Annotated in this window: 8 protein-coding genes; 2 read left to right on the top strand and 6 right to left on the bottom strand. The window is 62.6% G+C overall.

The features are described from left to right. Positions 1 to 521: 521 nt before the first annotated feature. From MRBLMI12_RS22215 to MRBLMI12_RS22205, 3 genes are read right to left on the bottom strand one after another with little or no spacing between them, the layout of a single operon-like run. Positions 522 to 1739 (bottom strand): hypothetical protein, encoded by a 1218-nt coding sequence (locus MRBLMI12_RS22215; RefSeq protein ID WP_363358359.1) that lies wholly within the window; start codon positions 1737 to 1739, stop codon positions 522 to 524. A 14-nt stretch (positions 1740 to 1753) separates the two neighbouring features. Beyond that, complete coding sequence (locus tag MRBLMI12_RS22210; RefSeq protein ID WP_363358358.1) at positions 1754 to 3478, bottom strand: FAD-dependent oxidoreductase; 1725 nt, start codon at positions 3476 to 3478, stop codon at positions 1754 to 1756. Positions 3479 to 3515: 37 nt separating this feature from the next. Next, the gene (locus MRBLMI12_RS22205; RefSeq protein WP_363358357.1) at positions 3516 to 5312 is read right to left on the bottom strand and encodes an FAD-dependent oxidoreductase; all 1797 of its coding nucleotides are present in this window, start codon (positions 5310 to 5312) and stop codon (positions 3516 to 3518) included. Positions 5313 to 5419: 107 nt separating this feature from the next. Between MRBLMI12_RS22205 and MRBLMI12_RS22200 the strand changes: the two genes are divergently transcribed. Continuing rightward, positions 5420 to 6052 (top strand): substrate-binding domain-containing protein, encoded by a 633-nt coding sequence (locus MRBLMI12_RS22200; RefSeq protein WP_363358360.1) that lies wholly within the window; start codon positions 5420 to 5422, stop codon positions 6050 to 6052. 875 nt (positions 6053 to 6927) lie between these two features. Here MRBLMI12_RS22200 and MRBLMI12_RS22195 read toward each other — a convergent pair. Further along, entirely contained in the window at positions 6928 to 8010 is a 1083-nt protein-coding gene (locus MRBLMI12_RS22195) for an IS110 family transposase (RefSeq protein WP_363358356.1), read from the bottom strand. Between the two features lie 584 nt (positions 8011 to 8594). Next, on the bottom strand, positions 8595 to 8903 hold the full coding sequence (locus MRBLMI12_RS22190; protein WP_363358355.1) for a hypothetical protein: 309 nt from the start codon (positions 8901 to 8903) through the stop codon (positions 8595 to 8597). A 636-nt stretch (positions 8904 to 9539) separates the two neighbouring features. On the opposite strand from MRBLMI12_RS22190, the gene MRBLMI12_RS22185 reads away from it, so the two are divergent. Next, positions 9540 to 10391 carry an SDR family NAD(P)-dependent oxidoreductase gene (locus MRBLMI12_RS22185; protein WP_363358354.1) on the top strand — a complete coding sequence of 284 codons (852 nt, stop codon included), beginning with the start codon at positions 9540 to 9542 and terminating at the stop codon, positions 10389 to 10391. A gap of 478 nt (positions 10392 to 10869) precedes the next feature. On the opposite strand, the gene MRBLMI12_RS22180 is transcribed toward MRBLMI12_RS22185, so the two are convergent. Further along, positions 10870 to 12234 (bottom strand): hypothetical protein, encoded by a 1365-nt coding sequence (locus MRBLMI12_RS22180; RefSeq protein ID WP_363358353.1) that lies wholly within the window; start codon positions 12232 to 12234, stop codon positions 10870 to 10872. Between the last annotated feature and the right edge of the window lie 1633 nt (positions 12235 to 13867).

Here is a 13867-nt window from a genome sequence, read left to right as displayed (position 1 = left end):
ACGTCGAGAACGAACTCAACCGCCGACCCCGGATCACCCTCGGCGACCGAACCCCAGCCGACCTCTTCGCCACGCTGCTAGCCTCCCAGAATCACCCCTCGTTGCGATGACTGCTGGAAACCAAGCCCTCGTTAATGCGTCAGATTGGAGCGTCGCCGACACTTCTTGGCCGCCGCCGGCCTCAGATCTCGCCCGCACCCGATGCGGGCGCGGAGGTAGAGGAACTTCTGCTGGTTGCACACCAGGTCAGGAAGCGTCCTTCCTGGACCGGTCTGGCGATCGAAACCCCATCTCGATGCCGGGCTTCCACGCAGCCGCCGCACGACGGCTCGCAACATCTGCATGTGAGATCGAGGTGCCGATCTCGGAAATGCTATGCACACCCCGTGATCTGGCGGAACTTCTCCACGAGCTCCGGGCGATGCTCGATCCCGACCGAGAAACTCCGCCTGGTTCGTCCCCTCCTGACGCGAAAGGGATCGAGCAGCGTGGCCCGGGTCACGATTCCGTGCCGACCGTCGTCAGTCGGTCTTCCGCAATTCGTGAACGAGCTGACCTTCCACGACGTAATGCTCGTCCACACTCCCGAGGTCGCGCACCTTGTTGAAGCTCTGCAGCTCGGTGAATGCACCCTCGCGAATGAGGTTGACGAGCTGAGGGTTTGCGACCTGCGCCCTACCCGCTGCAATCAAATCGAAGTCGTCCTCTTCCAGGCCCCGCCGAACGCGGTAGAGATCGTGCTCGATCTGCAGATGAGGCTCCTGGTTATCGAAGAGGTCTCTCGCCCAGTCGGTGGAGAGTCCGACACTCCCGATCGCCAGCACCGGCACGTTTGCCATGCTCTTCACCCACGCGGCGAGGCTGCGGTGCTCGTCCAGCTCCGGCCAAGCGGGCGCGTCGAAGCGGCGGGTGGAGACGTTGAACAGGTCAACCCCCGCCCGTTCCATGCGCTCGAGGAAGGGCTTGAGATCGTCGGGACGCTCCGCGATCCGCGCGTTGTAGTCAATCTCCTTCCACTGGGAGAAGCGGAACGAGATGATGAAGTCGGGTCCGGTCGCCTCACGGATGGCCTCTACGATCTCAGCTGGATACGCGGCCCGCTCCGCCAGCGTCGACCCGCCGTACTCGTCCGTGCGCTTGTTGGTCTCATGCCACAGAAACTGATCCAGCAAGTATCCGTGGCACGCATGTAGCTCGACGCCGTGCGCGCCAAGCTGCTGTGCGGTGAGCGCGCCTTGAACGTACGCCTGCTTGGTCTCCTCGAGGTGCTGTTCCGTCATCGCAATCCCGTTGTGAAGCCCATCTCGCACGAGGCCGGAGGGGCTCAAAGTCGGATAATGCGGGTATGGATTTTGCATCGCCGGCGTCACCAGCCGCAGCGATCCGGGATGCCACAGCTGCATGAGGAAGACCACGTTATCGACGCTGAGCACCACGTCCACCACCCGACGCCAGTCCTCGATCGTGTCCTGCCCGATGACGCTGAAGATCTGCTGCCAGTACGCCGCGGGGTGGTCCGGCGACGACCCTTCAGCGATTATGAGCCCCGCGCCGCCTTCTGCCGCGTTGCGCAGCAATTCCACCATTCGATCAGTCGGACGGAAACGGAACGATGCGCGCTGCATCGCCGGTAGTGCGAAACGGTTCTTGACGGTCTTCCCGTTGATCGAGACGGGCGTAAAGAGTGGGTCGATGCTCTCCGCATTCCCCACCGCCGGTTGGGCAAGCTGCTCCTTCAAAGTTATTCCTTTCGTCAATTAACGTGAGCCTGAGCGATGCCGGCCCCCTTCACCGGTTCTTGAATGATGTTGCGAGCGGCGACGTAGCCGAAGGTAAGGTATGGACCCCACGTGCAGCCGGCAGACCAGTACGCTTGGCCGGACGCCGATGCCACGCAGTTGCCCAGGCCATAAAGTCCGGGGACGGCCCGTTCGTCGCCGTCGAGAATTTGCAGCTTCTGGTTGACCTTCGGGCCGCCTTTGGTGTCGAGCGTGCCCGGAGCCAGAATAATCCCGTAGTACGGCCCCTCGTCAGATAGCGGAGCCATGCTCGAGTTCGGGGACTCAGTTGCGGCCTCCGCTGCATCGGCACGCAGCTCGTTGTCCAGCGCCATGAACCACTGTTCGATTCCGGTCTGCCCTCGCGCGAAGTCCTCGTCATTGCCGGACCGAGCAAAGCCGTTGAAGCGGTCGATTGCCGCTCTCAGGTTATCGACGAAGTGCCCGCCAAGTTCGATAGCGTTGAGTAGATGCGCGTGTCGCTGAAGGCGCTCGGCGAATCGGTCCGCGAGATCTTCCAGAGTCTGCCCCTCAAGGAAATACGCGGAGGTCTCACCAATCCTTGGGATGAAGTTCCCCGCCGTGAAGTCGTTGTCTCCCGTGTACCCGTACAGGTCACGGCACCTCTTGTCCATCACGACGAACTGCAGCACGTTAGGGTACTCCGCTCGGTGTGGATCCCAGGCGAAATGCGACTGGGTGCGGTCGTTGTAGGTGGCTTTTTCGTTCCCCACGCGGACGCCATACTTATTCACCACCATGACACTGTCGCCAGCACAGTTGAAGTTCGCTATCATGGCAGGATCCTTCAGGATTGCTTGCTCGTAAACGACGGGGGCGAAGAACGCGCCGTTCATCTGGTGGAGCGGCACGCCGAGGCTCTTGGCGATCGGGATGAAGTCACCAGTATTGGTGAGCGCCGCGCAACCGCCAACGATTTGACCGTTGAGGTACTCGGCTGTCAGGTCAGCGTTGTGTGTAAATCCACCCGATGCGAAGACGACGGCCTTGAGTGCGCGGATGGAAACCACCGAATCGCCTTGGCGACCGCGAATCCCCACCGCCTCGCCAGCGTCGTTCAGGTAAAGCCCGTCTACGCGGAACGCTAACCGGACCTCGACGCCGAGCTCGGCGATCTTGGCCGCCATTCGGTCGATCGCGTTGCGACCGTTCGACATGCGCCCGCCATCATCAGCGGGCGTCAAGTAGCGGCCCCGTGACGATTTGTCCTGCGGAACGTCGTTATAGCTCGGCCAGTCGGGAATGTGGACGACCCGCAGCGCGCCGAGGTCCTCCAGACGGGCAAGCGCATCAGCTCCATTGTCGAAGTACGTCTCGATCAGGTCGTACTCCCACTGCGGAAGACCAAACGTCGGGCTGGAGGGGTCGAACAGCAGGGGCCGGCCAACACGCGCGAGGAAGGCGACGAAATCCTCCTTTGCCTCAACCTTGCCCAGCGCCCGCTGATAATTGTTGTTCGGGATCATCATCCCGCCGCCGGACTTCGCGCTGGTGCCGCCCGGCGCATCCGCCTTCTCGAGCATGATTACAGATGCTCCGAGGTCGGCACAGTGGATCGCTGTGGTGTTACCTGCGACGCCCGTCCCGACTACGACTACGTCGGCGGTTGCATCCCAATCGTGATCTTCCTGAAGGCGGATGACCGTCGAATCCGTGTTAACGGAAGCGGAATTTGTCATGTATGGTCTCCTCGTGGTCTGAACTATGTTTGACGACTCACGCGGCAGGGCGCTGAGTGTAGGGGTTGCTAGCGATGTGCTGACCTGCCAACCAGGCAAAGGTAATCATGGGACCGAGCGTGCCGCCGGCGCCCCAGTAGGCGTGCGCGGACGGTGACGCTGCGCAGTTCCCGACCGCATACAGTCCCGAGATCGGGTCGCCGGCGTGGTCGAGGACCTGGCCGCTCGGGTTCGTCTTCGGTCCGCCCTTGGTGTCGAGGGTGCCTGGTACGAGAAGTGCAGCGTAGTAAGGTCCCTCCGGCGTCAGCGGCGCGAAGGTGCTGCTCGCAAGGCCTTTGCCTTCGACGCGCTCCTCGACGATGTCTTGTCGCGCCTCCTGGCCGTCGACAGTCCACGACTGTTTACCGCCCTGCAGCGCGGTGTTCGCCTCCATGAACCCCGCACCCTCTCCGGCTGCGGCCGCAGCCTCTTGCAGAGACTGCAGGTATACCTCGACCTCGGTCTCTCCGCGGTGGAAGTCCTCGTCCTGTCCATTGCGAGCGAACTCGTTGAAGCGCTCGATCGACTTCTCGATTTGCTCCGCGAAGTCGTCCGACGGGAGCGCGCCGCCGATATGGTCACTGTACTTTGCGAAGCGGTGCTTGATGGCGTCGGCCAATTCGGCCAGCGTCCCTCCGGTGATGACATGGGCTCGTTCAGCGTCGCTCCAGTTCGCGCCCGGAATCATGCCACCGTCGAACATGAGCCCGCCAAAGTCCCTGGCGTTGGCTTCATCCCAGATAGCGATGAGCGGGAGGTTCGGGTACTCGACGCGCACCTCGTCCCATTCAGCGAAGATATTGCAGGCTTCGGAGTAGACATGCTTCTCGTTGGTCACGCGGCGTCCGTATCGGTTGACCATGAGGATGCTGCGCCCCACGATCTCGAAGGTAGCAACCCCGATGTCCTCCCCGCCCACAGCATGCTCGAGCAGCACCATCGAGTTCCAGGCGTTGTTCATGTTGCGAAGCGGAGCACCGAGGCTCTCTGCGATCGCGACGAAGTCCCCTTCATTCGTGGTCACGGCGCATCCGCCGTAGACGGGGTGTGGCAGGTAGTTGTCACGTAGTTCCGGGTTATGGGTGAAGCCGCCGGAAGCGAAGACGACACCACGCCTTGCCTTGACGGCAATCTCGCCCTGCGGCGTCTGCACGGTCACCCCGACGACTGCACCGTCATCGACGACAACGCTCACCACGCGGTGCTCGAGGAGAATCCGACCACCCTGCTCGGTGAAGGTGTGGCTCATGCGGCGGATGAGCTCAACCCCCTGCCCGGCGTCACCGTCCTCCTGAAGCGGAACAATGACACGCCCTTTGTTCAGGTGACCGTCGATGACTGGCCGGTAGTAGTCGGGGAATGCAGGCAACCACATGGTCTTCATCGCGCCGAGTTCCTCCAGCGAATCGAACGCGGTTGATGCCGTTTCCACAAATGTCTCCAGTAGGTCATACTCCCACTGTTGGAGTCCGAGCGTGGGGCTCGACTCCGTATACCGATGTGGTCGCGCGGTGCGCGCCGTGAAGCGTAGACACCGGTCCAGCGGGTCGGTCATACCCGCCTCGCGCATGAACCGGTTGTTGGGAACCCACATTCCAGCGCCCGACTTGGCCGAGGTACCCCCGATAGCCGGAGCTTTCTCAAGCATGATCACCTGCGCGCCGCTCTTGGCCGCCATGATCGCCGCAGTAAAGCCGGAAGCGCCCGAGCCCACCACGACGACGTCGGCTTGATCAGACCAACTCGTGATATTAGCCACTTCCCTGATCGGTGCGTAGATGCTGGCTGCATCCATGTCTCGACTCCTTTGTGAGAGTTGCACCATCGGCGCCGCACAATGCGCGGCAGCTTCGGCACCAAGATAAGATACGGTACGTAGCGATCCTATTCCGCGTGTCGACAATGTCAAGAACGGAGATGTACCAGGCGATCATGTTCGCGCCAAGCGTGCGGCTTGGTGAGTGGCCCACGGATGCCGCCGAGATCCGGAGGCTCAGTGATCGGGAATCGGACGGGAGGTGCGCAGCCAGACCGCGCTCATGGATCGCTCAGGGATGTGCGCGGACGACGAGTATGCCCTGCATACTCAGTCCGTCTCGTCTATGGCCGAGCGACTCAGCGCTTCCGTGCCGCTCAGCCCGGGCCTGCCATCCCTCCCGGCCCGGTAGACCTTTGGATCGCCAGCGGGACTTTCCCACCACCGAGCCTGGGATTAGCGACTTCGCACGATCCACCAGCCGCAATTCGGCAACCGACATCCTCGTCGCGCTCACGGAACTCTCGGCGGCCCGGAGGGCCGGATTCACTGTTCCCGAAGATCTCTCGATCCTCCCCTTCAACAGCGCCCCGCGGGCGAGGGCTTCGCCCCCGGCGATGTCGGCTGTCTTACAACCAGTCCGCGAGCTTGGATCGACCGGCGCTCGCATCGTCTTTGAGCGCATCCAGGGCCTCGATGATCCGCCACGCAAGTACAGCTACAAGTACGCTCAGCCAGAATCCGCCACCGAGACAATATTGATGCCCGTGTGTTGTTGATGACTGCGCCATACTGGTCGCTCACTGCCACAACGCCAATCCCGACGTCGGCGCGGAATCGTGCGGCGTCGGGATCCACTTTTCCGAAACCACGCACCGCCGCGGTTCGTGAAGCTCCTACGACTTCGACGTTCGCCAGCGCACGCACACTGAGACGGCACCGGGAGAGGTCATAGTGGCGTGGCGCCGGGCCCACTCAGGGCGAGAGGCTCTCCCGCCACCACACCGGGAATGGTTCAACCGCTGGGGACGGAGTACGTATCCATGATCCAAGCCATCACTCGCTCATCCGTATCGATATCTGCGGTCAGTTTGTCTCGCTTCACGCCGATAGAGGGCGGATTCGGTTGTAAACCGGTGCGGGCGCCCGGAAAACGATGAGAGTGTCGACGCCGAACTTGATCAACGGGGCGAAGGAACTTTGCGAGATACAAGCAAGGAACGGTGAATGGCCGCCGCTAGCAGAGCTCAAGCCGACCCACACGAGGAGTCCGTGCCCGCCGCCCATCATTGCGAACGAGTTCGGCGTGGTAGAAGCTCGCCGATCCAGGCAGCGCGGTCACCAGCTGCTGATATGGGGACGGGTGCTGTCAAGTGGCAGGTGAAGGAGCGCCCGGGGTGATCGTTCCTCGGACGCTCCTTCGTGGGACCGATGGTCGTGTTCGGCGATGACAGCGTGTCGGTGTCGACGCACGGTCAGGCTGAAATGCGCAGGTTGATTACCGCAGGACGGGCTGTTCGATGGGGAGCGGGTGTCGCGTGTCTAAGGTCGAGCGTCGCCTGCCCGAACGGGTGGGCTGCTCATAGCAACCTCGCGGGTCGCTCCTGGTGATGCCGTCGTCGCCGTGAGGATCATCGGTCCCAGTCTGTGGGGGTCAGCCGTCCATGACGGCCAGGGACCAGCACCAGCCGGCCAGCTCGCGGGCGACCGCGACGGCGGCGATGGTGGATCGCTTCTTCCGGTGGGTGAACTGCTGCCATTTGCGGTGCAGGCGGCGATTGCCGGCTTGGCCGCGGAGCACCGCGTCCGTCGGCGCGGCGGCCCAGCGGGCGTGCATCACCGCGCCTGGCCGGTAGTCCTTCTTGTGGTGCCACGCCGACTCGACCAGGAGCCTGCGGGCGTGCGCGTTGCCGGTCTTCGTGATCGCTCCCTGAGACCTCGACGAGCCTGAGGAGTACTCGGTGGGCACGAGTCCGAGGTAGGCGCCGATGGTGTTCCCGGTGAAGCGGTGCCAGTCGCCGATCTCGACCGCCAACGCATATGCGGTGAGAGCCGAGATCCCGCGCAGGCATCCCAGGCGAGCGGCTACCGGGGCGAGCTCGTCGTCGCAGAGGGCAGCCTCGGCAATCAGCTGGTCAAGCTGCCGTTTGCGTGCCGCGATCTGTGCGACCGTCTCATAGGCGGCATCGAACGCTGCCGCGGAGCTGGGCAGGTCGGGTCGGTGGCGTCGTATCCACGCGTCATGCTCTCGGGACCAGGTGGTCTTGCCGTCGAAGACGAGCCCGCGGCGCAGCAGCAGTTTGGTGAGCCGGTGTCGAGCCGCCATCAGATCGGTGCGGACATCCTCGCGGGCGCGCACGAGATCTCGCGCAGCTTCCTGCTCCCTGGTCGGAATCCGCACGGCGGTGGCCTCGCCGAGGCGAAGCAGCCGTGCCAGATGCTCGGCGTCTCGCGCGTCCGTCTTCACACGGTCGCCTGACGGACGCTGCAGCTTCGAGGGCGCCGCCACCACGCAGTGGACAGCGGAAGCCTCGAATTGACGGGCCAGCTCGAAACCCGTCGGCCCGGCCTCGTAGACCACGTGCTGCGGACCGGGCAGAGCCTTGACCCAGCCGATCACCTCGGCAGGGTCGTAGCCGAACCGGCGGTGAATTATCTCGCCGGTCTGCTCGTCGATCGCGCAGCCAACGATGCTGCGCGCGTGCACATCGAGCCCGACGCTCGTACGCTCAATCAACAACTGGGGCCTCCACATTCGCCTGTCGGAAAGGCCAGTCGATCGGCTGGCAACCCACGTCTACGCGAATCGAGGCCCCAGCCTCAAGACCAGCCCCACGCCCCCATATCGTCTAAAGCGTTGATCAGCGGAGACTCCTGTGCGCGCGGCGTCCGGCGCCGGCCATTTAGGCCAGTCGGGTTCAGTGTGCCGGGTGATCACCTGGTTACGGAAGGAAGATGGTCATGAGCCTCGGGGCGCCGACGCCGAGGTTCAAGTGCGACCCCCGGTGGGTGTCGGCCGCGATGGCGAGAGCGAGTTGGTCACGGCTGATACGGGTCACTCGAGGGACGACATAGGGTGCCCCGCCAGACCGTCTGTCCGTCCACGGGGTTGGCACGAAGGTCAACTCCACGCCTATTACCCTTGGACCCCAATCACGGAGATCCAGATGGAAATGGCGGAGAGTGCCGCCATCCCACTGTAGTTGGCGGCGGGGTCGGTTAGAATTTGCCCGAGATACAGATCCCGAGAGAGCGCAAGGGCTGACCTCCGGTGCGCAGCTGAATTCACGGAGAGCTCTGCGACGTTAAGGCCTCGTTCAACTAGACGATGTCGACGTCGGCCCACGTCGTACCGGCGCGTGCGAGCGCTCGGTTGGCTACCTCGACGGGCGCGACTCTGAGCACGTCGAGGCGGTTGCGAAACGCGGCACATCCCGCAATGCGCGCGAGCGGCTCCGCCTCGAGTGCACCCTCGCCCGTGAAGATCACCGCGGCGAGCGCGGGGTTGATCGACGAGTTGCCCGCCGTTATGGTCTCCGGCGCGAACAGCGCAACGAGTCCGCCGAGCTCTTCAGGATAAAGACTTGACTGCAGTAGTATGAACCAAACGATACGCTTCGTATCGATCACAATCGAATCGACTAGATCATTTGTGGAGGACACCTCAGTGATAGTCTTGGCTGCCCCACTCGAAGTCGGCAACCTAGCCTTAGAAATCCGACCATCCTCCGCCTCCGGCCGTTCCGGAGCCGACGTCAGGCGGCCGACGAGACAGCAGCTGGTCGCGTCTTCCACCGCCGCGATGGAGGCGCGGGCGTCATGCACCCGCCAGCTCGACGCCACCGCGCGAGGATTCCGCGAATCGCCGTTTCGTCGGACGCTCGTTTTGGCGTGTACATTCGCGCAGAATGCGGACACCACTCATAGTTCAGAAGGAGTGTGATGGGTTCCGCGCAGCTGTTTCCCAGCGGCGGGAGAGTCCCGTCGAACAGCACAGCACCCAAGTTCTTACCCGCCGCGACGCGGATCAAGCCGAGCAGCAGTCGAACGCATGATCGCGTCGGCGTCTCTCGCATCCGTTACGCCGGGGAGGAACAGCTTTCCAGATTGCGCGCATTTTCCCGGTCGGCGATGCACAACGTTGGAGCGGCGCCGCCATCGGTTATTGACAACGCTCGAGTCGTTGCAAGCCTCTCAGGACTCTCGTAACGCCGATCAGTACCGCGTTGCGGTGCGTAGAAACTCACATTAGGAGGTCTCAAACAAATGACTGGGCAACTTCGGGGTAAGGTCGCGGTGGTGACGGGGGCCGCCAGCGGCATAGGCAAGGCGGCCGTAGAGCTGTTCGTTGCGGAAGGGGCGAAAGTCGTTGCTGCAGACATCTCGGATGAGCTCGGTGGTGCGCTCGAGTCACTGCGCGCGGGAAGCATCGTCTACGTGCACACCGACGTCACAAGCGAGGCTGATATCGAACGCGCGGTGCAGACTGCGGTCACCAGGTTCGGGCGTCTCGATGTGATGTACAACAACGCTGGCGCGCTCGGCGATCCCGCTACGGTTCTTGAGGCTACCCCCGAAGGATTTGACCGGACGATCGCACTTGTTGCGCGCTCCGTCTTACTTGGGACTAAGCACGCCGCACGGCAGATCCTCGCTCAGGGGACACCCGGTGCAATCGTCAACACCTCGAGCGTGGCCGGCATACAGGGCGGCTGGAATGCAGCTGGATATACGGCCGGCAAGCATGCGATCATCGGCATCACTCGGCAAGCAGCGGCTGAGCTAGGCGGTCGGGGTATCCGCGTGAATGCGATTGCTCCAGGCATCATCCGCACGCCAATCCTCGCACGAAGCTTCGGTATTCCCGTCGAGGAGGCCGAGGCGTTCAGCGAGTTCTTCGGCAAGCGTTATGGGATACACGTTCCGGTTGGAAGATTCGGGCTCCCAGAGGATATCGCTCAAGCAGCCCTATGGCTCGCTAGCGACGCGTCTTCATTCGTTACCGGGATTGTCCTGCCTGTAGACGGTGGTGCGAGCGCCGTACATCGAGTCGCGGAGAAAGACGACTTCGCTGCGGCGCTCGAAGCATTCCGCGAGCGTAGGACGACCAGTGCATAGCGAGTGCTCTTGAAGCACTCAGCGCGGTCGGTCCGAGCGACTGGAATGATGCACAAATCGGCCTGACGTCGCTTCTATCGGCTGCGTTATCAGCAGGTGCAGGATCGACTCAATTGAGGTCAGCGGAGTGCTGGTGCTCGACCTCGACCGGGCTACGAATGTCGTAGTTAGCGGTGGCGGCGCGCGTTGCTCCCCACCACGCCCACTCGTGCGTAGCGGATTTCACCAGCTCCGCTGTCCCACCAGGGATCCCACCGGCGGACCGGCTCATCTTGCGGAGGTTGTGATCGTCTCGGAGCTTGCGATATCGAACGAGTCGCGGATCCTCGCAGCCCCTCGCTGGCGCGGTAGCGGCGGGAAGTCAGGAACCGTGGACTGCGGGCGTGGTGGGGGAAGCGATACAACGCTCGGAACCCCCCACGCGATCGCCGCTGCGCCAATGGCAGCAACGATCGCGTGAACCGGCCCCGCGAGAGGGCTATCCGACGAGACCGGCGGTCCGCGGAAGGGCCGATAAGTCCACACGGGCGTGATCGTCCTTATACGGAGCTGCCGCCACCGTCACGCGGATCTCGCGCTGGGGAGTCCCGGGATTCCCGTACAAGAGCGTCAGACTCTGCCCGATCTCGCTGGCCTCAACGTCGACCACCGCCAGAGACAACATCTGGCGGAAGTGGGCGCTGTAACCGCGGGACGTCGACACCGCCACGGTGCGGCCATCCTGCTGGACTTGATCCGCCCACATGTAGCCGCGACGCTCACGTGGGATCTCCATCCAATCAGGAAGAGACTCACCACGCTTGAAGAACTCTCCCCATACGGAAAGAACGTCGTCGGAGTTCCACACAAGGGTGCGCAACACTCGCCGCGGCGCGGCGAGTTCCTCTCGAAGGGCATCCATCCCGATGAAGTTGTGGTCAAAATTGATGCGGTTACCCCACCCGAGCTCGACCGGGCTGCGGTAATAGTCACGGATATCGTCACTGTGGAAACTACCGGCAACTCGATAATTCTGGTCCATAATCGGCCCGCCGAACAATGGGCTTAGCGTTGCGTCGGCGAAGGCATAGTACTCCGACGACCACTCATCAAAAAACGCTGGCAGGTAGTCCAAGGTAACGGTGGGGATTCCAGCTTCTAGGTGGTTGATCATTGACACCTTTGCTCCCATGCGGCGGATGCCGAACTCCTCACCCGCTGACATGATTGCGTCGGAGATGGCGCCAAGGTGGCTCCTCGACGCCTGCAGCTCGAAACCAATCTCGCCCGTCATACCCTGCCTCAACACCCGCACCTCGTTGCCGGCGATCGTGACTACCGTGGAACGCATGAATCCTATATCCCTCACCTCCTGCCCGCTTGCACGCTCGAGTACGTGGAGTGCCGTAGGTCCCTGCAATTGCAACTTCGTCCAGCCAACGGGCTCCGCCTGTACGTCATAGTTTCCCTGACGCCGAATAAAGTCTGTCCAGAGGCAGGAGGGGCCGAACTCCACGAACTCATCTTGGCCAATGCGGGAGAGAATTCCCTCGCCGACTACCTTCCCGTCCGGATTGGTGTGAATGATATGCTTGGACTGATTGACGGCGAATCGGTCCATCGTGTTCACTGACACGTCGGCGAAGAGCCGCAGTGAGTCGGGGCCGGTAAATTTCAAGTCGGGGAGCCACGACCAGTCCCCGAGGTAGCAGGTCTGCTTCCACGAAAGACTTTCGTCGATCCAATCAGTGTACTGCGGCGCACCCCATGCCTGATCGAACTCCATCAAAAGCGGCCGACGCATCGATTTCATGTCGACGGTTGGCGAACCCACGGTGTACGGGGGCTTTGTATCATTTGACACTCTTGCACTTCCTCTTCTTGCGGCACTTGTGTTGATTCATCGAATCCCGGTATCGCTCGGTGCGGCCGCCTTGCACGAGCCCGCTGGACATATCGGTGCCAGCCTTTTCGGGTGTTGAGAATGACCAGGCTTCGTTTGCTACAGGTCAGGTCGGACCTGCACGTAAATCCCGACGCAATCGCTGCTCCGCGGCGCATCTTTGCAGCGAGTGCCCGGCGGAGGTCAGGCTCCAGTTCGTGGGCCGGCTAATCAAGCTACCGACTCGCGAGAACGCGCACAGCGCTCCAACGTGGTTGAGGATGGGTTTGCACCGCCCTCCCGACGGACTACTTTTTCGGGGACGAGAGCGAACGTGACCCGCAAGCGTGCCCTCGTTGGAACCCACTCGACTCGCCCTCTTCCTTGAGTTCGTATCACCCTGCTTGCGTGGCTGGCGGTCCCACTGACGACACGGTTCCGCAGCCAGGAATCGCGTCGAGTTGACCCTATACGATACGTTCCGCGTTGTATAGGAGATGTCACCATCCCCGCCAGCGGCTACTGTTCAGCCGCTAGGATTCGACTCGAACTTGTGGGGCAGAGGGTACGCGCGCGGATCATCCGGAACAAGTCGCCCGCGCAAGTGCATTCCGAGGTCGCGTCGAGAGCGCGCTGGCCGACGCAAAGCTCGGCTTCTCGGATGTCGACGGCTACTTCTGCGATGGTTCTGCGCCCGGCTTCGGCGGCACGTCGGTAGCCGATTATCTCGGACTGGAGCTCCGCCACATTGATACGACCGCGGCCAGCGGGGCCCCTACGTGGTCCAGTTCAGCCATGCTGTGGAGTCGATCAACGCCTGAAAGTGTAGCGTCGTGCTCGTCACCAGGGCTGGCCCTCCTCGGGAGGATCCGAGCAGCCTGGGGTTATGGGACCGAGGACGCCTCCAATGGCGTCTTCGGCACGTCCACCCACAACCTTAACGCCCTCGCCGCGCGCCGCCACTTGCACGAGTTCGGCACGACGAGTGAGCAACTGGCCGATATCAGGTTACTACGTCCGTTCACGCGCAATCCAATCAATCTGGACTGTTGCGCAAGCCAGTGACCATAGCGGTGATGCTCGACTCCCCTTCACCAGCGATCCGTTGCATTGCATCGCTGGATTTGCTCCGTCGTGACCGACGGCGGCGGGGCCTTGATCGCCCTGTGCCCGAGGTAGCCTGCCACCTGTATCGCGTGAAGTGAAGGTGCTCGGCCCTGGCACACCCTTCGGGCGACCCATCGCCGGCGGATCAAAGTCACGTACAGCGGAGCGAACCGCTCTCGACGGACGGCATTCGAGGAAGCCGGCGTTCGCACGGGACCTCGACTACGCTTCCATCTGGTGACGCTCGCCACCGATCACTGCTCAGGCCCGCCGAGAGCGCGGATGAGCGTTTTGCCGGTTCCTCCAGGCGAAGCACGGCTGTGACTGGCGTGGTTCCATGCGTCACCGGTCGTCATTATCATTTTTGGTCCTGACCTCCGGGTGATGCTCCTATGGTGTCAAGTCGGTGAGTTGAGCCAGTTTTCGTAGGCGGTGAGGAAGACGGCGTCGTGGACCTGTCCGCGTTCGGCGAGGGAGATCTTGGCGGTGCTGACGCCGAGTCCGACGG

Source organism: Microbacterium sp. LMI12-1-1.1 (assembly GCF_040676455.1).
Classification (GTDB): Bacteria; Actinomycetota; Actinomycetes; order Actinomycetales; family Microbacteriaceae; genus Microbacterium.
The sequence above is the reverse complement of the archived record's forward strand: the minus strand, read 5'-3'. Positions and strand labels throughout refer to the sequence as shown.